The sequence below is a fragment of the Acinetobacter ihumii genome, assembly GCF_900625095.1.
Lineage (GTDB): Bacteria > Pseudomonadota > Gammaproteobacteria > Pseudomonadales > Moraxellaceae > Acinetobacter > Acinetobacter ihumii.
Window position 1 is genome coordinate 2,199,915 of sequence record NZ_LR130760.1, and the last position, 23,470, is coordinate 2,223,384.

General features: G+C 43.4%; 23 protein-coding genes. 7 read left to right on the forward strand and 16 right to left on the reverse strand.

All coding sequences use genetic code 11. The features are described 5' to 3' along the window. Positions 1-166: 166 nt before the first annotated feature. The 5 genes from prpB to E0D95_RS10330 form a co-directional block, all read right to left on the reverse strand. On the reverse strand, positions 167-1,051 hold the full coding sequence (gene prpB / locus E0D95_RS10310; protein ID WP_130803764.1) for a methylisocitrate lyase: 885 nt from the start codon (positions 1,049-1,051) through the stop codon (positions 167-169). A 35-nt stretch (positions 1,052-1,086) separates the two neighbouring features. Beyond that, entirely contained in the window at positions 1,087-1,755 is a 669-nt protein-coding gene (locus E0D95_RS10315; protein ID WP_130803765.1) for a GntR family transcriptional regulator, read from the reverse strand. 444 nt (positions 1,756-2,199) lie between these two features. Then, entirely contained in the window at positions 2,200-3,423 is a 1,224-nt protein-coding gene (gene zigA, locus E0D95_RS10320) for a zinc metallochaperone GTPase ZigA (RefSeq protein ID WP_130803766.1), read from the reverse strand. An 8-nt stretch (positions 3,424-3,431) separates the two neighbouring features. Next, entirely contained in the window at positions 3,432-3,848 is a 417-nt protein-coding gene (locus E0D95_RS10325) for a Fur family transcriptional regulator (protein WP_130803767.1), read from the reverse strand. Next, positions 3,845-4,597: a D-Ala-D-Ala carboxypeptidase family metallohydrolase gene (locus E0D95_RS10330; protein ID WP_130803768.1), complete on the reverse strand. Its 753-nt coding sequence runs from the start codon at positions 4,595-4,597 to the stop codon at positions 3,845-3,847. Before E0D95_RS10330 ends, E0D95_RS10325 begins: the two co-directional genes overlap by 4 nt. Before the next feature lie 326 nt (positions 4,598-4,923). Here E0D95_RS10330 and folE2 point away from each other — a divergent pair, with 326 nt between their 5' ends. From folE2 to E0D95_RS10350, 4 genes are read left to right on the forward strand one after another with little or no spacing between them, the layout of a single operon-like run. Next, a complete protein-coding gene (gene folE2 / locus E0D95_RS10335; protein WP_130803769.1) occupies positions 4,924-5,826 on the forward strand; it encodes a GTP cyclohydrolase FolE2 in 903 nt (300 codons plus the stop codon). Beyond that, positions 5,820-6,239, forward strand: a complete 420-nt coding sequence (gene hisI / locus E0D95_RS10340; protein ID WP_130804886.1) for a phosphoribosyl-AMP cyclohydrolase — start codon at positions 5,820-5,822, stop codon at positions 6,237-6,239. The genes folE2 and hisI overlap by 7 nt, the downstream gene beginning before the upstream one ends. Before the next feature lie 37 nt (positions 6,240-6,276). Continuing rightward, on the forward strand, positions 6,277-6,837 hold the full coding sequence (locus tag E0D95_RS10345; protein WP_130803770.1) for a gamma carbonic anhydrase family protein: 561 nt from the start codon (positions 6,277-6,279) through the stop codon (positions 6,835-6,837). Continuing rightward, complete coding sequence (locus E0D95_RS10350) at positions 6,827-8,182, forward strand: dihydroorotase (protein WP_130803771.1); 1,356 nt, start codon at positions 6,827-6,829, stop codon at positions 8,180-8,182. Before E0D95_RS10345 ends, E0D95_RS10350 begins: the two co-directional genes overlap by 11 nt. A 28-nt stretch (positions 8,183-8,210) precedes the next feature. On the opposite strand, the gene urtE is transcribed toward E0D95_RS10350, so the two are convergent. The 5 genes from urtE to urtA form a co-directional block, all read right to left on the reverse strand. Continuing rightward, on the reverse strand, positions 8,211-8,909 hold the full coding sequence (urtE, locus tag E0D95_RS10355) for an urea ABC transporter ATP-binding subunit UrtE (RefSeq protein ID WP_130803772.1): 699 nt from the start codon (positions 8,907-8,909) through the stop codon (positions 8,211-8,213). 9 nt (positions 8,910-8,918) lie between these two features. Next, the gene (gene urtD, locus E0D95_RS10360; protein WP_228258849.1) at positions 8,919-9,842 is read right to left on the reverse strand and encodes an urea ABC transporter ATP-binding protein UrtD; all 924 of its coding nucleotides are present in this window, start codon (positions 9,840-9,842) and stop codon (positions 8,919-8,921) included. Continuing rightward, positions 9,843-10,913, reverse strand: a complete 1,071-nt coding sequence (urtC, locus tag E0D95_RS10365) for an urea ABC transporter permease subunit UrtC (protein ID WP_130803773.1) — start codon at positions 10,911-10,913, stop codon at positions 9,843-9,845. It abuts the gene before it with no gap. A gap of 5 nt (positions 10,914-10,918) precedes the next feature. After that, positions 10,919-12,541, reverse strand: a complete 1,623-nt coding sequence (gene urtB, locus E0D95_RS10370) for an urea ABC transporter permease subunit UrtB (RefSeq protein WP_130803774.1) — start codon at positions 12,539-12,541, stop codon at positions 10,919-10,921. 143 nt (positions 12,542-12,684) lie between these two features. After that, complete coding sequence (gene urtA / locus E0D95_RS10375; protein WP_130804888.1) at positions 12,685-13,980, reverse strand: urea ABC transporter substrate-binding protein; 1,296 nt, start codon at positions 13,978-13,980, stop codon at positions 12,685-12,687. Positions 13,981-14,301: 321 nt separating this feature from the next. On the opposite strand from urtA, the gene E0D95_RS10380 reads away from it, so the two are divergent. Continuing rightward, positions 14,302-14,655 carry a winged helix-turn-helix domain-containing protein gene (locus E0D95_RS10380; protein WP_130803775.1) on the forward strand — a complete coding sequence of 118 codons (354 nt, stop codon included), beginning with the start codon at positions 14,302-14,304 and terminating at the stop codon, positions 14,653-14,655. A gap of 119 nt (positions 14,656-14,774) precedes the next feature. Here E0D95_RS10380 and hemN read toward each other — a convergent pair whose 3' ends face one another. From hemN to E0D95_RS10405, 5 genes are all read right to left on the reverse strand, one after another. After that, entirely contained in the window at positions 14,775-16,142 is a 1,368-nt protein-coding gene (hemN, locus tag E0D95_RS10385) for an oxygen-independent coproporphyrinogen III oxidase (RefSeq protein WP_130803776.1), read from the reverse strand. Between the two features lie 272 nt (positions 16,143-16,414). Further along, complete coding sequence (locus E0D95_RS10390; protein ID WP_130803777.1) at positions 16,415-17,848, reverse strand: amino acid permease; 1,434 nt, start codon at positions 17,846-17,848, stop codon at positions 16,415-16,417. Positions 17,849-18,050: 202 nt separating this feature from the next. Next, entirely contained in the window at positions 18,051-18,407 is a 357-nt protein-coding gene (locus E0D95_RS10395) for a RidA family protein (RefSeq protein WP_130803778.1), read from the reverse strand. 4 nt (positions 18,408-18,411) lie between these two features. Beyond that, positions 18,412-19,521: an alanine racemase gene (gene alr, locus E0D95_RS10400; protein ID WP_130803779.1), complete on the reverse strand. Its 1,110-nt coding sequence runs from the start codon at positions 19,519-19,521 to the stop codon at positions 18,412-18,414. 29 nt (positions 19,522-19,550) lie between these two features. Next, positions 19,551-20,810, reverse strand: a complete 1,260-nt coding sequence (locus E0D95_RS10405) for a D-amino acid dehydrogenase (protein ID WP_213073701.1) — start codon at positions 20,808-20,810, stop codon at positions 19,551-19,553. A gap of 136 nt (positions 20,811-20,946) precedes the next feature. On the opposite strand from E0D95_RS10405, the gene E0D95_RS10410 reads away from it, so the two are divergent. Together E0D95_RS10410 and E0D95_RS10415 are read left to right on the forward strand one after the other, a co-directional pair. After that, positions 20,947-21,414: an Lrp/AsnC ligand binding domain-containing protein gene (locus E0D95_RS10410; protein ID WP_004988721.1), complete on the forward strand. Its 468-nt coding sequence runs from the start codon at positions 20,947-20,949 to the stop codon at positions 21,412-21,414. Positions 21,415-21,815: 401 nt separating this feature from the next. Further along, on the forward strand, positions 21,816-23,030 hold the full coding sequence (locus E0D95_RS10415) for an amino acid aminotransferase (RefSeq protein ID WP_004988723.1): 1,215 nt from the start codon (positions 21,816-21,818) through the stop codon (positions 23,028-23,030). 72 nt (positions 23,031-23,102) lie between these two features. On the opposite strand, the gene E0D95_RS10420 is transcribed toward E0D95_RS10415, so the two are convergent. Continuing rightward, a complete protein-coding gene (locus E0D95_RS10420) occupies positions 23,103-23,408 on the reverse strand; it encodes a hypothetical protein (RefSeq protein WP_004994488.1) in 306 nt (101 codons plus the stop codon). Between the last annotated feature and the right edge of the window lie 62 nt (positions 23,409-23,470).

Genomic DNA, 23,470 nt, shown 5'->3' on the forward strand with positions numbered 1-23,470 from the left:
TCATCTTTGCCGTACCGCAAGGTGAAAGCTATGCTTGAACAAAAAACTACGCACTTCGCTTGTCTTGCGCTACACCAAAGCTTCAATCGCTTTGGTTTGCTCAGGTTGCAGATGACCTTTCTGCATAGCATATTTCAACCTAAATTCTTATGAATTAAGGGCTTCCTTATTTTGCTTTTTCAAACGATGCATCAAGATATTGTTCAAACGCATGGTAATTAATGCGCTCATACAGTTCTTGACGGGTTTGCATGGTATCCACCACATTCTTTTGTGTGCCTTCTTGACGCAAGGTCTGATAGACATTTTCTGCCGCCTTGTTCATGGCACGAAATGCTGACAATGGATATAACGCAATGCTGACATCAGCAGAAGCCAGTTCTTCCGTGGTAAATAATGGCGTAGAACCAAATTCAGTAATATTGGCCAAAATAGGAGCTTGGGTGGCATTGGCAAATTGCTTATACATCGCCAGTTCAGTAATCGCTTCTGGAAACAACATATCTGCACCCGCTTCAATATAAGCACCTGCACGATCAATCGCTGCTTGTAAACCATCTACCGCCAAGGCATCGGTACGCGCCATAATGACAAAGCTGTCATCGGTACGTGCATCGACAGCTGCTTTAATGCGATCCACCATTTCTTGCTGGGTTACGATTGCCTTGTTCGGACGATGACCACAACGTTTAGCCCCGACTTGATCTTCAATATGCATGGCTGCCGCGCCAAATTTAATCATTGATTTGGTGGTACGTGCGATATTGAAAGCAGAAGCACCGAAACCGGTGTCAACATCCACCAATAAAGGTAAATCACATACATCGGTAATGCGGCGTACATCGGTCAGAACATCATCCAGATTACTAATGCCTAAATCTGGCAAGCCTAAAGAACCAGCAGCAACACCACCACCAGACAAATAAATCGCTTGATAACCTGCGCGTTTTGCCAGTAAAGCATGGTTGGCATTGATGGTTCCTACCACCTGTAATGGATGCTCATTGGCAACAGCATCTCTAAATTTTTGACCTGCGGATAATGTTGTCATGAATTCCTTCACTCCTTGTGTATGCAGCATCTGGCTCAAACCAAATGTTTTTGAATGTTTCGATAAGATGAAGCGATGTGACGACGCATCAAGAGTTCGGCCAGTTCAGCATCGCCCTCTGCAATTGCGTCTAAAATATGAAGATGTTCTGAAAGTGCACGATGTGGGCGATTCGGCGTTTTGGAATATTGCACCCGATACATGCGGATCAAATGATACAACTCATCACAGAGCATTTTTTCCAGCGTTTTATTGCCACAGTTTTTGATAATGCAATAATGAAAATCGTCTTGTCCTTCCTGCAAATAATAGCCTTTGCCTTCTTTGAAGTTCGGATCTTGTGCATGCAGATGTAGCACTTCACGTAAGTTTAAAATTTGTTGTTTATCGATGCTTTGCGCTGCCAGTCGGCAGGCTAAACCCTCTAAATTTTCCCGAATTTGATAAAGTTCGCACAATTGTTGATGCGACAAAGACACCACTCTCGCACCGACATGGGCAGTACGTTCCACCAGTTTTTGTCCTTCAAGACGATGAATTGCCTCACGTAAAGGACCACGACTAATGCCATAAATTCTGGCCAATTCAGGTTCAGAAATTTTACTGCCCGGTGCGATTTCACCACTCACGATTGCGGTCTGGATTTTTTTAAAAATCTGATCCGTCAGAGTCATACTGAGCAATTCTTTCACGGGTTGAGTCATGACAAGCTCACCATATTGTCAACAATTAATATTTTACAACGCTAAAAATAAAGCCAAAAAAAGATAAAATCAACAACATTGTCGACAATTATGAAATTTTGTTCAAAAAACATAGACTGAATTCATACGCATTCAGGAATTTTCATTAAGCAATTTTTCTATTTGAATTGTTGCTTTACAAAGCTGTAACGAAACCTAAATAACTGCGCTGGCTGTGTTTATGCAAATCGTTTTTTTATCTGTAGTTTATTGAAAATAATAAAATAAATTTAAAGTCAGGCATGATGAGTGCTGCCCTGATTGCAGTTTTGGTGCTGTTCGGCTTTTGGATGTAGCTACGAAAATAAATAGTGCTTTGATCACAAAGATTTATTTTTAAATACAGTTGAAGCAATCAAACAGTCCCATCGTGCCAGCACGGTGGGACTGTCGCAGTCCGATGACTCATGATGCGTTAAAATCTGCCCATGCTTCAAAAGGGTTATACATCTGTTGCCAGCCTTCTGGACCCATCGCCATTTCAGCATCGCTTAACAAACACGCATCAAATTGTGCAATCAAGTATGACTCATCCATGTCCATGCCAATAATCACGATCTCCTGACGTGCATCGCCTGTATCGCTATCCCAGTTTTTACGAATCGCCACCAGACTTTCAGGGTCACTCGGCCAATGATCTTCGGGTACAGAAGCCCACCAATGTCCTGCAACCCCATGCCGAGCGACAGCGCCTGCTTGCGACCACGAGCCTGCCAAGGTCGGATGAGATGCCAGCCAAAAGAAACCTTTAGAACGAATTACCCCTCTCCATTCGGAGTTAATAAAATCATAAAAGCGTTGCGGATGAAAAGGACGGCGCGCGCGGTAGACAAAACTACGGATCCCATATTCTTCTGTTTCTGGAGTATGTTCACCACGTAATTCTTTTAACCAGCCCGGTGCTTGTGCCGCTTCATGAAAATCAAATAGATGCGTATTCAACACTTGATCTAAATCGACTTTGCCAAACTCAGAAACTTCAATCCGTGCACGCGGATTTAACTGTTTTAAAATTGCAAATAAGCGTTGTTTTTCGTCTTCATCAATCAAATCGACTTTGTTAAGTACAATCACATCACAAAATTCAATTTGGTCAATGAGCAGATCAACCACGCTACGCTCATCCTCTTCACCCAGAGACTCACCGCGCTGTTGCAAACTGTCATACGAGCTATAGTCTTTAAGGAAATTAAAGGCATCTACTACCGTAACCATGGTATCCAGACGAGCAAATTCATTCAATGAAACGCCCGACTCATCCTCAAAGGTAAAGGTTTCTGCTACAGGCAACGGTTCTGAAATACCCGTCGATTCAATCACCAATTGATCAAAACGTTGTTCTTCTGCCAGACGTCGTACTTCCAGCAATAAATCCTCACGTAAAGTACAACAAATACAACCATTACTCATTTCGACCAGTTTTTCATCCGTTCTGGACAGTTCTGCCCCGCCATCACGAACCAATGCAGCATCAATATTCACCTCCGACATATCATTGACAATAACGGCGATACGACGACCTTCGCGATTATTTAAAATATGATTCAGTAAGGTGGTTTTGCCTGCCCCCAGAAAACCTGAAAGCACAGTTACGGGGAGTTTTAAAGAAGTGGCTAGAGGAGTATCCATTGGCTGTCTCACTTTGATATGAATGATGAGGAACTGTCTTTGCAATTACAGGATGCACACTGACCCAGTAACTCGACATAGTGTGAGCTGGCATTAAACTGCTTGCGAGAAAGTGCTTGCTGCATGATTGAACCCAATTGCGGCGTATCAATCACATCTACGCTTTGGCATTGAGTACAAATAGTAATAAGGGGATAGTTTTGTCCCGGTTTTAATTCATGTGCCACATATAGATTCAGGCTATTTAGCTTCAAAATCAGACCGTAATCGGTCAATTTTTTTAAAATACGGTAAATCTGAATAGGAGCATTGAGTCCCAAAGGTTTGGCTTGATCCAAAATGAAATAAGCACTCAATGCCTTATTCTGCATTTTTAAAATATCGAGGATTTGCTGCTGTGCCAGACTCAGTTTAAGCTTGTTCATGGGATGATCGATGCCTGAGTTTGAGACAAGAAAGAAGCATTCAAACAAGGTGATGAAGTCTTTTTATGATCAGGTCCCCACGTGCGATATCCAGCACTGTCTATATGAATTTGTCCTGAGGCATAAATGCCTAGCCCCATCTGCAACGCTTCTCCCTGCTCCAGCCAAAATTGACACAATCGTTGCTTGGACTGCTCAATCATGCGCTGTTCATCAGCTGAAGGTTGAGGACTACCGATCCGAAAATCCAGTGCCGAATTAAACACATGTCTGGATGAATCCGCACCAGCAGCACACCGATTCAGATTAAAATTACGATAAACCGAGGTCACGCTAAAATCCTGAATCACGCCACGCTGAACCAATTGTTTTAATATATTTAAGGTCGGAACAATGTTGCTCCAGATTTCACGAGGTGGGACTTCAAACTCCTGAGCCGCACATTTTTGCCAGTCTCTGGCAGTTTGTAATAATTCAAAATCAGAAATCACGTTGGCAATCTGATGCTGTTGTAAAAAAGCCTTATATGACTGGACCTGTTGCTGATGATCAGCTTGCTTCAGCCACACCTGAAAAGCCGCAGCAAGTTCTGGGGTGCGTAATGTGCTAGACCTGCTTGCCGTCGAGCCATGGGTCATTGAGGTAGATTGAGGATAGGTAAGCTGAGCCGTGTCTAGCTTGGGCTGAATGGGCTGTTGACGACACGCGGTCAACAATAAAATGAAAGCTAACAAAAAAATATACTGCATTCAGATGGACCACTTCATGATTCGCTGTCGACATTGATCAGGTTTTTACCTGAAAAACCCCCTACTTCATTTTAAAAAGCATACAAGTTACGTTATAACATTTCAATAAAAGAATGAAGTAGAATTTGTCCTGTTAAAGGTCGCAAATATTCATGTTTTAAATCATTTTATTTTTCAGCAAATTATAGTTATTTATTATTTAAATTGTCTCTTAGCTCAAATGAAGTTTAAGCAAGTTGGTTGAGTTTTATGGTTAATCGCTAGCGATAATAGGATTTAAATGTTATGTTATAACATAATATTTATCACAACATTCTTTTGTTGATATGACTTCGATGCTACCTGATATTTCTGCCGAACCTTTTCACATCTCTCATTCTTCGCGTCTGGACTGGGTCGGTATGGAAAATATTGCCTTACCCATTCATCTGCAACACCACCGCTGCCTGAGTAAAGTCAACGCCTATGTCAGTCTGGATGACCCCAATGCCAAAGGCATACACATGTCCAGATTATATACGCGACTACTGGATTTGAGTGATCTTGCAACCTTAAAACTGAGTGATCTGCAACAGCTCTTGCAGGATTTTTTAATCAGTCATCAACCCTTATCACAACACGCCAGAATTGAGATTCAAACTGAACTTGAGTTACAACGCCCTGCATTAATCAGTGATTTATCAGGCTATAAAAGTTATCCGATTCGCCTATCCTGCCAATTGAATCAACAGGTGTTTACAGCCGAACTGGCGGTAGAAGTGACCTATTCATCGACCTGTCCATGTTCTGCTGCATTGGCACGGGACTTGATTCAAAAAAGTTTTAGAAAAGCGATTGAAAGCCAGCAACTTGATTCAGGTCATCCCGAAGCGATATTGGCTTGGCTAGGCACCACCGATGCGATTGTCGCGACACCGCATAGCCAGCGTAGTTTTGCGCAACTGAAATTTAAATTAGTGCCAACACTAGATGATCTTCCGGTCATTGAATTGATTGACTGTGCCGAAACTGCATTGGCAACTCCTGTTCAAACCGCAGTTAAAAGGGTCGATGAGCAAGCTTTTGCTTTAGCCAATGGACAAAATTTGATGTTTTGTGAAGATGCTGCCCGTCGTTTACATGCGGCATTTATAAATCATCCTAAAATTTCAGGATGTTATTTTAAGGTGATTCATGCCGAAAGTTTGCATGCGCACGATGCAGTGGCACAAGGTTCATGGCAATGGTAAGTCACTCTATTTTTCTGGATATGGAACAAGGCGATTTAGGCCAAGAATATCTAGTTCACACTGTGCTGGAGAGTATTCCATGGAATCAGGAGGGTCTGATTGCGGCCATCGCGCAGGATGCCCAGAGCAAAGAGGTGCTGATGCTGGCGTGGGTCAATCGGGAAGCATTGATGGAAACGCTCAGTACCCGACGGGTGTGTTATTGGTCCCGATCACGCCAACAGCTATGGCGTAAAGGTGAAAGTTCTGGACACATTCAGACGCTTATAGAAGCGCGTCTGGATTGTGACGGCGATGCCTTATTACTCTTGGTACAACAGCAGGGTCCGGCCTGTCACACCCATCGTCCCAATTGTTTTTACATCGGTTTAGACACAGAACAAGCCACTATTTTAACCGAGCCGATGCGCTAAACCTCTTTTTCAACTTTTAAATAGCAGTAGTGCCATTATGATTCGTAAAAATCCCTCAGGTCATTTGCCTGTGATCGACCAATCTGCGTATATTGACCACACCGCTATTATTTGTGGCAAGGTCATTATTCAAGCCAATGTTTTTGTTGGCCCTTATGCGGTCATCCGTGCCGATGAAGTCGATGAACATGGTGACATGCAACCAATTATCATCGGTGAAAACTCCAATATTCAGGATGGTGTGGTCATTCACTCCAAAGCTGGCGCACAAGTGATCATTGGCAATAATTCCTCCATTGCGCATCGTTCGATTATTCATGGTCCTTGTGAAATTGGTCATCATGTCTTTATCGGATTTAACAGCGTGTTATTTAACTGCAAAGTCGGCGACCACAGTGCGGTACGTCACAATGCGGTCGTGGATGGACGCGATCTGCCTGAGCGTTTTTATGTGCCCGCCATGAGTCATATTCATAAAAAGACCGATTTAAGTCAGTTCCCACCAATCGATATTTCGATCAGTGAATTTTCAGAAAGTGTGGTGAGTACCAATATTGAATTGGTACAAGGCTATAAGGCATTGCAAAATGAATTTTAGAGCTTTGCCTGATCTGGTCATTCGAAATGCGCATGTGGTCAACGAAGGAAAGTCTGAATACCGTGATGTGCTGATTCAAAATGGGCGTATTACAAAAATTCAGTCCAGTATTTCGCAGGTCACGCAAGTCAAAAACATTGAAGCCAATGGTGCATGGCTCATTCCGGGAATGATTGATGATCAAGTGCATTTTCGTGATCCAGGGTCACCGCACAAAGCCACCTTTGCCTCAGAATCGATGGCTGCCGTGGTGGGAGGAATCACCAGTGTCATGGACATGCCCAATACTCGTCCACCGACACTGGATTTCGCTGCCTTACAACAGAAGAAAGACATCGCCGCTCAACACAGCATGACGAATTATGCCTTTCACTTTGGTGTGAGTGCTGACAACTTGGATATCGTTGAACATCTTGATCCAAAACAAGTAAGTGGAGTCAAAGTTTTTATGGGTGCATCGACAGGCAATATGCTGGTCGATGACCCCAAGGTATTAGAACGGCTATTTACCAACGTACCGACCATTTTACTCACCCATTGTGAATCGACCCCACGCATTAAAGAGCTTGAAGATAAATATCGGGAACAATATGGCGAGCAGATTCCCGCATGGATGCATCCCAAGATTCGGGATGAACAGGCATGCTTTGAAAGTTCCAGTTTAGCAGTCGCATTGGCTCAAAAATATGGGACACAACTGCATGTGCTGCATATCAGCACTGCAAAAGAACTGAGTCTTTTTCAGGATTTGCCTTTAAAGCACAAACAGATCAGTGCAGAAGTCTGTATCCATCATCTGCATTTTAACGAGCGTGATTATGCAGATTTAGGTCATCTGATTAAATGTAATCCAGCCATTAAAACGCCAGCAGATCAACAAGCCCTGATTGATACAGTGGCACATAGTCAGCGTTTAGATATTATTGGGACGGATCATGCCCCACACACGTGGCAGGAAAAACAGTCTTCTTATTTTCATGCCCCATCAGGATTGCCTTTGGTACAACATGCCGTACCTGCGCTCATGGAATTGGTCGCGACCCAACAGCTCTCCATCGAAACACTGGTGCAAAAAACCGCTCATCAGGTTGCTGATTTATTTCGTCTTGAGGATCGGGGTTATATTCGTGAAGGTTATTGGGCAGATCTGGTTTTGCTTAAAGAAAACCAGAAGCATGAACCCGTCAACCAGCAACCGAATTTTATGCGCTGCGGATGGACACCGTTTCAGCATCAAACTTTCCGTTATCTGGTCGATACCACGATTGTTTCAGGACAATTGGCATGGCATCAACAACAACTGTTTATGAACTGTCGTGGTCAGGCTTTAGCAATCAATCGCTAAAGCCTGAAGTTCACATTGTTGAATGACCTTAAATCGCAACCAAATGCTTAATGCCCTTTTCGGGCATTTCTGCGCCCAGCCCTTGAGCAATGACTTGTCCACGTGCCATGACGGTATATTGATCTGCCAGTTCTTCGGCAAAGTCATAAAATTGTTCAACCAATACAATCGCCATATTGCCCTGATTAGTCAACTGTCGAATGACCCGTCCAATATCTTTAATGATAGAGGGCTGAATGCCCTCTGTAGGTTCATCCAGAATCAAAAGACGTGGTTCAGATGCCAAAGCGCGAGCAATAGCGAGTTGCTGCTGTTGTCCACCTGACAAATCTCCACCACGGCGATGTTTCATTTCATCCAGAATTGGAAAAAGTTGGTACAAATGCTCAGGGACTTTGCGCGTTTTCGCCCCTGAAAATTTTGCCATGCCTATCAGGATGTTTTCTTCTACCGTCAAGGTCGAAAAAATGTCACGACCCTGCGGTACATATGCCAGTCCTGAACGCACCCGTTGTTCAGGAGACAGTTTGGTGATGTCTTTGCCATCTAACAAAATTTGTCCCGATTTAATTGGCAAAAGTCCCATTAGGCATTTCAACAGCGTGGTTTTCCCTACACCGTTACGCCCCAGAATGACCGAACACGCCCCTATAGGGGCATCTAAGGAGACATCACGCAAGATATGACTGCCGCCGTAATATTGATTCAATGCTTTAATTTCCAGCATGCGGCTCTCCTAACGTCCCAGATACTTTTCAATCACATCTTCATTGGCTTGAACTTCTGCCAAAGTGCCTTCTGCCAAAATCGCCCCTTGCGCCAACACCGTCACTTTTTCACTAATGGTGTCGATAAAACTCATGTCATGCTCCACCACGACCAAGGTGTGATTTTTTTTCAATTCCAGACATAATTCTGCGGTGCGTTCAGTTTCGGCATCGGTCATGCCTGCCACAGGTTCATCCAGCAAAATTAATTTGGGACGCTGCATCAGTAACATGCCAATTTCCAGCCATTGCTTTTGCCCATGTGACAATAATCCTGCTGGCTTATGCACAAATTCTTGTAATCGAATCTGCTGCAATGTTTCTTCCAGCGCCACTTGGGCATCGCCACTTAATTTACGGCTAAAACTTTTGACGACACGCTTATCTTTCGGTGCTGCCAGCAACAAATTTTCTATCACACTAAAGTTTTCAAATACCGTTGGTTTTTGAAACTTACGTCCAATGCCCGCCTCTGCAATTTGTTCAGTGCTCATTTTAGATAAATCATAGTTTTGCCCAAAAAATGCCGAGCCCTGACTAGGACGTGTTTTTCCAGTAATCACATCCATTAAAGTAGTTTTACCCGCACCATTGGGTCCAATAATGCAGCGCAATTCGCCTTCCTGAATGTACAGCGATAAATCATTCAGCGCACGAAAGGCATCAAACCAGACACTGACATTTTCCAGATAAAGCGCAATGCCGTGACTAAAATCCGCGCCCTCAGTTTTAGGGCGCCCATAGCCCTCTGTGGCATGTCCGCCGTGTTCCTGAGGGGCAGGTCGATCAGATGTCGCATGCAGAGTATGGCTGTGTACATCCAGTGCTGCATGGAGGTTTAAAGCACGTTCTATATCGCTTTTCGCGTCAGCCTGTGACCAGAGCATCGTCATTTAATTGCCCTCTTTTTTAAAGCGATCAAATAATCCAATGATGCCTTTCGGTAAAAATAATGTGACCACCACAAACAAGCCACCCAAAATCAGTAACCATGCTTCAGGATACGCCACCGTGAAATAAGTTTTGACGCCATTAATGATGCCTGCCCCCAAAATTGGACCAATCAAGGTGCCACGACCACCCGCAGCGACCCAAACTGCCATTTCAATCGAATTGACTGGATTCATCTCACTCGGGTTAATAATCCCGACTTGAGGTACATATAAGGCACCAGCAATACCTGCAATCATCGCAGAGAGCACCCATGCCGATAATTTGTACCATAAGGTCCGATAACCTAGATATTGCAGACGGTTTTCACTGTCACGAATCGCTCCCAGCACACGTCCATAAGGCTGATTCATTAAGTAACGCAAGCCCAGATAACACAGCAATAAGGTCAAGGCTGTGATAAAGCACAGAACCGTGCGCGTCATGGATGAGGTAATATCAAAACCCAATAGCGTCTTAAATCCTGTAAAACCGTTATTTCCACCAAAGCCAGTTTCATTACGGAAAAACAAAAGTGCTGCTGCGTAGGTCATGGCTTGAGTGATAATCGAGAAATATACGCCTTTAATTTTTGAGCGGAATGCAAAAAAACCAAAAATAAAGGCAATTAATCCGGGTATCAGCAACACTAGAATCATCGACCATGCAAAATATTGGGTGCCTACCCAATACCACGGCAACTCTGTCCAGCTCAGAAAACGCATAAAATCGGGTAGCCCATCGCCTGCACTTTGACGCATTAAATACATGCCAAAAGCATAGCCACCCAAAGCAAAATACAACCCATGACCTAGACTCAGAATACCGGCATAGCCCCAGACCAAATCCAGTGCTAATGCCACAATCGCCAGACACATGATTTTGCCAATCAGGGTGACCCAATAGGCAGACAAATGCAGCGCAGAATCAGTGGGTGTGAGATGCAACCACGGCAGAATCAGTAAAATGCCAAAACAGATTGCAATCAGCACAGCACTGCGCGGTTGATCAGACAATAATTGAAAGGTTTTCATGCTGCTTACTCCACAAAACGACCTTTAATGGCAAATAAACCTTGTGGACGTTTTTGAATAAACAAAATCACAAGCACCAATAGGATAATTTTGGCAAGTACAGCCCCCATCCCAATTTCTAACACGGTTCCACTGATGCCCAGACCCAATGCTGCCAGCACTGCGCCCCACACCTGTCCCACACCACCAACCACCACCACAAGGAACGCATCAATAATGTAGTTCTGACCCAAATCTGGCCCGACATTGCCGATTTGAGCCAAAGCACAACCTGCCAAACCTGCCAAACCAGAACCCAGACCAAATGCCATCATGTCAATGCGTGCTGAACGAATACCGACGGCACGTGCCATTTGCCGGTTTTGCGTCACTGCGCGCACAAATAAACCAAAACGGGTTTTTTGTAATAAGAAAATCAGTAAAGCCAGAACAATCGCGGTAAAGACAATAATGGCCATACGGTTATAGGGTAAAGATAGACTTGGCGTGATTGAAATAGCACCACTCAGCCATGAGATATTGGAGACTTCGACATTTTGTGCACCGAAGATCATACGCACCAGTTGCATCAAAATCAGACTCACCCCAAAGGTCGCCAATAACGTTTCTAATTGACGTCCGTATAAAGGACGAATGACCAGCCGCTCAATGACCATACCAATGAGGGCACTGACCAGAAATGCTGCTGGAATGGCTGCAATCAAATACCAGTCCAGCATGCCAGCAAAATGTGTTTTAAAAAAACTTTGCACTACATAGGTGGTATAGGCGCCAATCATGATCAGTTCGCCATGCGCCATATTAATGACGCCGAGCAAACCATAAGTAATTGCGAGACCCAATGCGGCCAATAATAAAATGCTGGCCGTACTCAACCCTGAAAACAGATGTCCTGTCCATTCACTGACCTGAATACGGGATTGAATGCTGCTTGCCGCATCATGCAGGGCTTTTTTAAATTCAGGATTTTGAGTGATTTGCTCAGCTGCGGTAATGTCTGCCAGTACATCTGGACTGTTACTTTGTTTTAAGACCTCCAATGCTTTCATCTTGGTGGTTTCATCTGGATTTTTAAAATCAATTCTGGCTTTAAGTTGTGCCAGTGCCTGTTTCACTTTGTCATTGTTTTCCTGCGCATAAAACGCTGCAACGGTACTCGCATCCAGTTGATCCAGATTTGATTCTAAAATTTTAACGGCATCTAAACGTTGCGCAGAATCTTCAGATTTTAATTTGGTTTTTGCCTGCCCAAAGGTTAAGGCTGAACGTAGCGTATTGGTCAAAATTACCTGATTTAAATCATTCGGCCATTGGCTCAGTTCTTGACGTTCAGGATAAGAAAATAACTTTTCGTCATCGACCAGCACGTAGGTCGTGCCTGCACCATCCTGATACAATTGATTTTTATCAATTAAGTCGACCAACTGATCGAACTCTGCAATTGAACCGGGCCATTGATTTAACATCGCGCGTCTTTTTTCAAAATCAGCTTTGACAAATTGTTGAATCGCATCGCCTTGTTGTACAGTGGCCGTCGTCGTTTGCGGTATTTGTTCAGCATGTATTTGAACGATGCTGCTACATAGGCACAGGCTAAAAAAAATAGCCAAAAAACTGGAGTGCTTCATAGGATGCCCCTTAAGCAAAGGATCATTTTTAAAATGTAGGGCTTCGCCAAAAATATAAAACAGCTAAAAATGATGATTAAAAAAATGGCTGTTCCATTTTAATCAGGCCTGTCACAACAGCTGTGACAGGTCACCTTAACCACTTACTTAGGAATATATGGACTCCACGGCTGAGCTGGAATCACATTTGGAGTTTTATACACCACGTCGAACTGACCATCGGCACGGATTTGTCCGATCATGACCGGTTTAGCAAGATGATGATTTTCTGCATCCATTTTTAGGGTATACCCTGACGGCGCGGTAAAGGTCTGCCCTGCCATGGCTTCACGAACTTTATCCACATTGGTGGTGCCTGCTTTTTCGACCGCCTGTTTCCACATGTGGATGCCGACATAAGTCGCTTCCATTGGATCATTGGTCACGACTTTATCTGCATTTGGCAGTTTGTATTCCACAGCAAACTGTTTGTAATCTTTAATAAACTTGGCATTGGTTGGATTTTTCACTGACATGAAGTAGTTCCATGCCGCTAAATGCCCCACCAGTGGCTTGGTATCTATACCCCGTAATTCTTCTTCGCCCACTGAAAATGCCATGACTGGAATATCTGAGGCTTTAATGCCCTGATTGCCCAATTCACGATAAAAAGGCACGTTGGAATCGCCATTAATGGTGGAGATTACTGCTGTTTTTTTACCTGCCGCAAACTTTTTAACATTCGAGACGATAGTTTGATAGTTGTTAAAACCAAACGGCGTGTACTCTTCCATAATGTCTTTTTCAGAGACACCTTTGGATTTTAAGAAGGCACGTAAAATTTTATTGGTGGTTCGAGGGTAAACATAGTCCGTTCCAAGCAACACAAAACGTTCCGCTTTGCCGCCTTCTGGACTCATTAAGTATTCAACCGCAGGAATCGCTTGCTGGTTCGGTGCTGCACCTGTATAGAAAATATTTTTAGATTGTTCCTGACCTTCATACTGCACTGGATAGAACAATAAGCCATTTAACTCTTCAACCACAGGCAAAACTGATTTACGCGATACTGAAGTCCAGCAACCAAAAATCACATCGACTTTATTTTGAGTAATTAATTGACGGGCTTTTTCAGCAAACAATGGCCAGTCTGATGCAGGATCCACCACCACAGGTTCCAGTTTTTTACCCATGACCCCGCCTTGTGCATTAATTTCATTAATGGTCATTAATGCTGTATTTTTGAGCGAGGTTTCAGAAATGGCCATAGTGCCAGAAAGTGAATGCAAAATTCCGACTTTAATCGTATCCCCATTGCTTGCTGGTGCAGAAGCAGCGACGGTTTTATCTGCTGGGGTAGCGTCATTTTTAGGTTCAGTTGGTTTTGAACACCCCACCAAAGTAATGCTTCCCATTATCGCTGCAACAAAGAAAGATAAAGGCATCCAGCGTTGATTCATCATATTTATATTACTCCACAAAGATTTTTATTCATGAAATTCAATTCATTCTGTTCAGAGTCTATTCAAAATCTATGCCAAGTATTTTTATGTTGAATATCATCGGCCTGATTTGCACAACAACATCTCTATGCCGATATTCACCTCTTCTCTTTCAAAATCCATGTATTTTTATTGAACAATAACGGGGCATTATTTCAGCATTAAAATAGTGCAAATTTATATCATCTCGACTAGATGTTGCTGATCTTTCACTCATTGCAATTCAAACAACTTGAACTAAAATTAAGGTAATCCCTGATATGGCGCATTTCATTTCTTATGCAAGCTGATATTGATCTTAAATTACGTCTGCGCCTGATGCTTAATCAAAGCATTGCTTTCGGACCGGGCAAGGCTGATTTGTTAGATGCTATTCAAGAGACAGGGTCAATTTCTCAAGCCGCTAAAAAAATGCAAATGAGCTACCGACGCGCATGGCAACTGGTGGAAACCATGAACCAAAGCTTTCATTCCGCTCTGGTGGAAACACATAAAGGAGGGGAGTCAGGCGGTGGAGCAATCGTGACCCCGTTGGGACTAGAGGTGTTAGCGCAATTTCGATCTATGGAGCAAAAAGCACGCAGTGCCATTGAAACCGAAACTCAGCAATTGGCACAGCTTTTAAAACGATAGTCCCAATACTGCATTCAACAGAATCTTGCTGTCACTGATTGCAGGTCACCGCACTCCTCTTGAGCTATCAAAAATAGCGCGACTGTGCCTCCAAGCAATGATTCAGTCACAACATCAAATTAAATGGTCATGGAAAAAATTTGATTGTTGGGGACTCTACGTTTCATGCGTAAATCAAATGCCATACAAATATTACGCACAAAGGCCTTGCCCTGCTCTTTGACCCGTATACTTTTGTCTCCAATTTCAAGCAATTGATCTTGCTGCATTTCTTCAAGCTGCTGTAACACCTGTGGCAATTCTTTAAAGCTTTGCTTTGGATCTTGCCATGAGGTTTCAAACTGGCACATCAGATTTAAAATATGCTGACGAATCTTCAAATCTTCAGTTGTTAACACATGTCCACGAAACACTGGGATTTCATTATTTTCCAGTCGGGCATAGTAGTCTTCCAGTACCTTTTCATTTTGAGCAAAACTGTACCAGCTATCACTAATCGCAGAGACACCTAAGCCAATCATGACTTGAGTTTTAGAGGCGGTATAACCCATAAAATTACGATGTAACTGGCCTTGTAAAAAAGACTGATACATTGGGTCGGTTTTTAGGGCAAAGTGATCCATGCCAATTTCAACATAGCCATGATCTAACAGCTTTTGTTTGCCTGCTTCATACAGCTTTCTTTTCATTGCATCTTTGGGCACATCATGGTCTTTAAAGCCACGTTGTCCATTGCCTTTGATCCACGGCACATGCGCATAGCTATAAAAAGCCAAACGATCGGGCAATAATTGATTGGTTTGGTCAATAGTAAACAGTACATCATCCAATTCCTGAAAAGGCAAACCAAACACCAGATCATGTGAAATCGAGTCATAACCGATTTCTCTGGCCCAGTGCGTCACATTGGCGACGTTTTCAAAGGGTTGAATGCGATGAATCGCCTTTTGAACTTTTAGACTATAATCCTGTACCCCAAAACTAACCCGACGAAAACCCAGATCATACAACGCCTGTAAATGTTCTCTGCTGGTACTATTCGGATGACCTTCAAAACTAAATTCGTGCTGATCCGCAACATCGGCATGCGCTAAAATGCCTCGGATTAACTGTTGTAGATGTTCAACTGAAAAATAGGTAGGTGTACCCCCACCCAAGTGAATTTCCCGAATCATTGGTTTTTGTGGCAATAATTCGCAATATAGCGACCATTCTTTCAACACCGCCGCGATATACGGTGCTTCTACTTCTGCATGGCGTTTGGTGACTTTTTTATGACAGCCACAAAAGGTACATAAGCTTTCACAAAACGGTAAATGAATGTACAGGCTCATGCCTTCTGTTGCATTGGATTCGATAAAAGATTGACGCAAGGTTTGCTTCCATGCATCCAGTGAAAAAGTATCGTCCTGCCAATAAGGAACGGTTGGATAACTGGTATAACGTGGCCCAGGAACATTATATTTCTGAATCAAAACATTCGACATTTTAACGCACCAAAATACCTTATCTTCTTCATTATAATCCAATTGAATCAGTATAAAAACCTTCAACATAAATCTTAAAATTTAAAAATAACAATAAAAACAATGTATTGTATTTTATTAATAATCATGATGATGTATTTTATTTTATATTTATGACATTATAAAGCTGACTGTTTTAGTAGGAATTTAAATTCTCTATACATCAATTCAAAATAAAAAAGCATATTCAGTGAATATGCCTTTGAAGTAATTTCATTCCATTTAAGCTTGAATCAAGAGCCTTTAAGCTGCTTCAGTCGTTTCACCCGTGGTTTATACAACAGCTGATACGTCACCGCCAAAATCAATAGCCACAGTGGGCTGACATATAAAGCTTTTAAGGTATCGGGTTCCAGTGCCAAAATCACCAAAGTGAACAGCAAAAATGCCAAGACCACGTAGCTCATCCAGATTCCACCCGGCATTTTAAAGGTCGACTGTGCATGCAATTCAGGTCTAAGTTTACGATAACGCAAATAGCACACCATAATCAGTCCCCAAACACTAATAAATAAAATCACGCATAAAGAACTGGCTAAGGTAAACGCTTCAATGGTATTCGGTACAAAATACTGTAATGCCGCACCCGCCATAATAAATAGACAGGAAAATAGCAAACCATTAGCAGGAACAGCACGCTTGGATAACCGCGCCAATGCCTGCGGAGCCTGACCACCGCGGGACAAACCAAACAGCATCCGACTGGTGGAGAACACCCCACTATTCATCGATGATGTGACTGAAGAAAGTACCACCAGATTCATAATAATGGCTGAGGTTGGAATCCCTGCATGCAAAAATAATTCAACAAATGGGCTTTTATTGGCACTGATCATATTCCACGGTGTAACCGACATCACCACTAACAACGCCAAGACATAAAACAGGATAATCCGAATCGGAATTGCATTAATGGCTTTGGGTAAATTCTTTTTCGGATCTTTGGTTTCTGCGGCGGTGGTACCAATCAATTCAACACCGACAAAGGCAAACACCGCAATCTGAAAGCCTGCTAAAAAGCCCTCTGTGCCTTTGGGGAACATTCCACCTGAAGACCAGATATTACTCACTGAGGCCACGGTGCCTGTCGGGGCTTGAAAATGGCTAAACACCATAAAACCACCAACAGCAATTAAACCCAAAATCGCCAGAATCTTGATCAAAGCGAACCAGAATTCCACCTCACCAAATAAACGCACGGTGAGCAGGTTGAGTGCCAATACGAACAAGACACAGCCCGCACTAATCAAAGCCTGCCCCATCGGGGTGAAACCTACGCCATCAGGCAACCAAAAGCCCAGATAGTTAATAATCGCTGCCAAATCAGCAATTCCCACCAATACCCAGCCCAGCCAATAAGTCCAGCCTAGATAATATCCAGCCCCCGGGCCGATTAAATCATGTGCCATATCAACAAAGGATTTGTAATGCAGATTGGCCAGTAATAGCTCACCCAATGCACGCATGAGGAAGAAGAACATGACCCCAATGATCATGTAAATAAATAAAATCGAAGGCCCTGCCAATGAAATGGTTTTACCAGAACCCATAAATAGCCCTGTTCCGATTGCTCCGCCAATCGCAATCAGTTGCAAATGTCGATTTGACAGCTTGCGTTGTAGGTCATGCGACGATTGTTCGCCTTCAGAATGACGTACTGTTGTCATGATTAAACATCCTTTTTAAACGTCCCTTTTGCTTGATCAATGCAGTATGACCAACCCGCCCAAAGAACATACTGGTCGGTATATCAGCCACCACATTGCTCGCCTTGTTACATCAACATAAAAACCAGAAGGCATCCTTTTCCTTGGCAACTCTGGTTTCCAAACTCATCATCGGTTAAACAAAAAACTGATCGCAGGCTCATTACTGCGCTGCAATCACCGCGATTTCAATCAGCCATGCTGGATTGACTAAATCTGCCTGAATCGTGGCACGGGCTGGTGTTGCCAATCCGTCTAACCATTCCATCCAGATCGCATTGACTTTAGAGAATTCATCCAAGTTCTTAATAAAAAGCTGTGCTGAAAGCAGACGCGATTTATCGGTCTTTGCCTGTGCTAAAAGTTGATCGATGGTCGCCAAGATTTCGCGGGTCTGACCTTCAATATCAAGATCGGTGTTTTTTGGCACTTGCCCAGACAAATACACCACTTGGTTAAAAATGGTGACTGAACTCATCACCTGATTGCTGTTGATTCTTTCAATATTAGAAGCTGACATCACTCTATCCTTGCGTTTCAATAAAAAATGGAACACGTGCGGTCACACCGCACATCAATTCATAGCCGACCGTACCCGAAGCTTGTGCAACGTCATCAATCGGCAGGATCGACCCAAAACGGGATTTGCCCCAAAGCACCACTTCACTGCCAATCTCAACATTTTCAATCTCGGTCACATCGACCGCCAGCATATCCATACTGACCCGACCGACCGTACCAGTACGGATTCCATTGACCAATACAGGCGTACCTGTAGCAGAAATACGCTGATAACCATCCGCATAACCACAGGCCACAATACCGATCTTCATGGCTTGCTCGACCTGAAAGGTTGAGCCATAACCGACCGTCTGTTTGGGCTGTAAATCTTGAATGGCAATAATTTCACTACGCAGACTCATGCTCGGCTGTAAATTCCAGTCCTGAATCGAGTGTTGCGGAAAATCAGGCGAACTGCCGTAAAGTAAAATGCCCGCACGGACAGTTTTAGAAGACAATTGTGAACCATGCCGCAAGATTGCAGCACTGTTACACATCGAGCGTTCACCCGGCAAATCCTGAATGGTGTTTTCAAAGGTTTTAAGCTGCGCCTCAATTCCCGATTGCCCCAGACGTTCACCATCGGCATCGGAAAAATGCATCATATGCGTGAGGCTATTTACTGCGCTGCACTCGTGAAGTGACTGCCACACTTCGCGGTAATGCTGTGGCTGAAAACCTAGACGATTCATACCGCTGTTCATTTTCAGGAAAATATCAAACTGGGCAGATTCAGGATACTGCCTCACCCATTGCAGTTGTCGCGCACTATGTACAGTAAAACTCAGTTGATATTGAGTACAATCAAATAAATCCTGCGCCGAAAAAATACCTTCGAGCAGCAAAATGGGCCCCGTCCAACCCAAGGCACGCAGGCGTTTGGCTTCCTCGATATCCAGTAAGGCAAAGCCATCGGCGCTTTTCAGGGCAGAATAAACCCGTTCAATGCCATGCCCATACGCATTGGCTTTGACCACCGCAAACACCGCATGTTGCGGTGCAGATTTTCGGGCAATTTGAAGATTATGTGCCAAAGCATTTTGATGAATGATGGCACGAATAGGACGTGGCATGGTTCTTCCCTGAACTTGAGTATTGGATCTTAAGCTGCGTGTGAATAACGCAGGATCGATAAGCCTTCGGTACTAATTTCAGGCTGATGATTCAGCACAATGTCGCTAATCAACTTGCCTGAACCACAGGCCATGGTCCAACCGAGCGTACCGTGACCTGTATTTAAGAACAGATTACTAAACCGTGTCGCGCCGATGATTGGGGTACTATCTGGGGTCATTGGACGTAAACCTGTCCAGAACGATGCCTGTGCCAGATCGCCACCCGGGAACAGATCTTGAGTGACCATTTCCAATGTGGCACGACGATCCTGATTTAATCCCAGATTAAAACCACTCAATTCCGCCATTCCACCGACACGAATCCGCTGATCAAAACGGGTAATGGCAATTTTATAGGTTTCATCAAGCACGGTAGATTGCGGTGCAAACTCAGGCTGTACAATTGGAATAGTCAGTGAATAGCCTTTGACTGGATAAACAGGCAAATTTAAATGTAAGGGTTTGAGGAAATCACGCGAATAACTCCCAAATGCCAGCACATAACGATCCGCAGTCAAGACTTGTCCATTGACTCGAACACCTTTGATTGCATCACCTTCGACCACGAGTGCTTCAACATTTTGGTTAAATTGGAATTCAACGCCTAACGCTTTGGCTTTTTCTGCTAATGCATTGGTAAATAAATAACAATCGCCTGTTTCATCATGAGGTAAATGTAAACCACCGACCAGCTTGTCTTTGGCATATGCCAGTGCGGGTTCAACCTTGGCTAAATCATTTTGATCAAGCAATTGATAATCCACGCCACATTCTTTGAGTACCTGAATATCGCGTTGCACTGCTTCAAGCTGTGCTTCACTACGAAACACCTGCAAAGTGCCTTTGGCACGGTTTTCATAGCGGATGCCCGTACTTTCACGGAGTTCTTTTAAACAATCTCGGCTGTACTCGGCCACGCGCATCATGCGTTCTTTATTTTTGCTATAGCTTTCTGGATTACAGTTTTTCAGCATTTGCGCCATCCATTGCAGCTGCCACATACTACCGTCAAGGTTAATCGCAAGCGGTGCATGATGCTGGAACATCCATTTCACGGCTTTAAAAGGAATACCGGGTGCTGCCCATGGGGTCGAATAGCCGGGTGACACTTGTCCTGCATTGCCAAAACTGGTTTCTTCGGCAGGACCAGACTGGCGATCCAAAACCGTGACTTGCGCGCCCTGTTGCGCTAGGTAGTACGCACTCGCGACCCCAATCACTCCACTCCCTAAAACAATTACGCGCATTTGGTTTCCCCACATCATCCAGTGAATTTCACTAGTATATTTTTGCTTCAATAGTTTTTTTCACTGTTTTAGGCACTATAATCTAGGAAAATTGGCAGTTTTGTCGTGTAGAAATTCTAAAAAAAGGAAAAAAATAATGCGACCACTGGATCGAACTGATCGGCAGATTCTGGATATCCTGCAACGTGAAGGACGTATTGCGATCAGTGAATTGGCGTCTAGAGTCAACTTATCAACCACGCCCTGTTCAGAACGGGTCAAGCGGCTAGAACGTGAGGGCATCATCATAGGTTACTATGCACGGCTCAATCCTGCACATGTCGATCGAAATTTACTGGTATTTCTGGAAATTAAGCTTTCTGCCAAATCAGGCGATGTATTTGATCAAGTCGCCCGTGATCTGATTGAAGTACCGGAAGTGTTAGAATGTCATTTAATTTCAGGTGAATTTGATTATCTGGTCAAAGCCAGATTGAAAGAAATGAGTGCTTACCGAAAATTATTGGGCAATATTTTAAAAAAACTGCCTGCATCGGCTTCATCGCATAGCTATGTGGTGATGGAAGAAATTAAGGAAACTTTGTATCTAGATTTATCTCAATAAAGAATTTTATTCAGATATATTCTCGTCAAAAGAGAATTTGCATACTGTTTCCGCAAATTAAGCTTCCTTTAAGTCTCAAGTTTTAAATTGAAGTCCTCAGAGCTTAAAACTTTTGCCACACTCCCCTGTGTGGTTTTTTTTGGCTAAAATTTAGAAAATTGCACTTTTTTAATGCATTTCTATCCTAAAAAACGCATCGAAGTATAAAAAAGTTTTAACATTCACTTCAGTAATCTTTGCAAACCAAGATTAAGAATTTTTCAGTTCTAAGACTAGAAGAGCATGGCACGATACAGGTCTTACTGCTACATTAGTCAGGTTTGATGTTTGCTTAAATCTCATGCACTCGCACCAACTCCGCGCAGTTTTGGTTCAAACTGCGAAATGAAAGGATTTTTTTGATGTTTCAACATATCCCCCCATATGCAGGCGATCCGATTTTATCGCTTATGGAACAATTCAATGCCGACCCACGTCAAGGCAAAGTCAATTTAAGTATTGGTCTTTATTATAATGAAGACAGTATTGTGCCTCAGCTTGATACCATTATTGAAGCGCAAAAACGCATTGAACCCCTGCAAAGCAAAACCAAGCTATATTTGCCAATGGAAGGCTTCAAACCTTATCGTGAAGCGATTCAAGCGTTATTGTTTGGAACAAATAGCCCTGCTGTAAAAAGTGGTCGCGCTGTCACCATTCAGACTTTAGGTGGTTCAGGTGCGCTTAAGGTTGGCGCGGATTTTCTTAAAAATTATTTTCCAAATTCTGAAGTCTGGGTCAGTCAGCCGACTTGGGATAACCATGTAGCCATTTTTAATGGAGCAGGCTTTAAAACCCATTTTTATCCATATTTTGATGCCCAAACGGGCGGTGTGAATTTTGAGGGAATGCTCTCTGCCCTGAAACAACTGCCTGAACAAAGTATTGTGTTATTGCACCCATGCTGCCATAACCCAACGGGCGCAGATTTAAATCCTGCACAGTGGGATCAAGTGATTGAAGTACTGAAAGCGGGCAATCTGATTCCATTTTTAGATATTGCCTATCAAGGCTTTGGCGATGGTATGGATCAGGATGCTTATGCGATTCGTGCGATGGATCAAGCAGGTCTGAATTTTATCGTCAGTAACTCTTTTTCCAAAATTTTCTCACTTTATGGCGAACGTGTCGGTGGTCTGACTTTTGTTTGTGATGATGTTGAAGCCGCTCAAGCCACTTTTGGCCAGTTAAAAGCCACTGTACGTCGTATCTATTCTAGCCCACCTACCACAGGGGCTTGGTTGGTGGATCAGGTTCTTAACGATGCTGAGTTAAATCAACAATGGCAGGGCGAAGTTCAGCACATGCGTGAACGTATTATTAAAATGCGTCAAATCTTACGTGACGAATTAAGCAAAGCCTTGCCAGATCGCGACTTTAACTATCTGGTAGAACAAAAAGGCATGTTTAGCTATACAGGTCTTACTGGCGAGCAAGTCGACACCTTACGTGAAGACTATGCCATTTATTTGGTGCGCAGTGGCCGTATCTGTGTCGCGGGTCTCAACATGAATAATATCTATGTGGTCGCAAAAGCTGTGGCAGAAGTCTTGGCTAAAGCGCCTACACCAGCTTAAGCATTGATCCACGACGAAGCATTAAACAAAGCCTGAGATAAACATCTCGGGCTTTGTTACTTTACGTTTAAATTAACGACCATACCCTGGATCAGGGTTAGTTGGTCGGTTAAAACCTGGATCAATCTGATTTGACTGGTTATTTTCTCCCGGACGTAAACCACCATTGTTTGAGCCTGACGGATAGTTATAACCAGGATCGGGATGATCATGGGTGGTTTCCCCAGGTCGCAATCCACCATGATCATGTGCAGGTGGACGGCTAAAACCGGGGTCTGCTTGACGGCCTGATTGATTGATATGATCATCAGGCGTCACGATACAACCAGTCATTAATGTTGCAACTGCCAATGCAGCCAATATGGTCTTGATGTGCATCAATCTTCTGCTCCTTAAAATAGTTGTTATCAGGTGCTTAAAATTAGCGTGAGTTGTTTGAT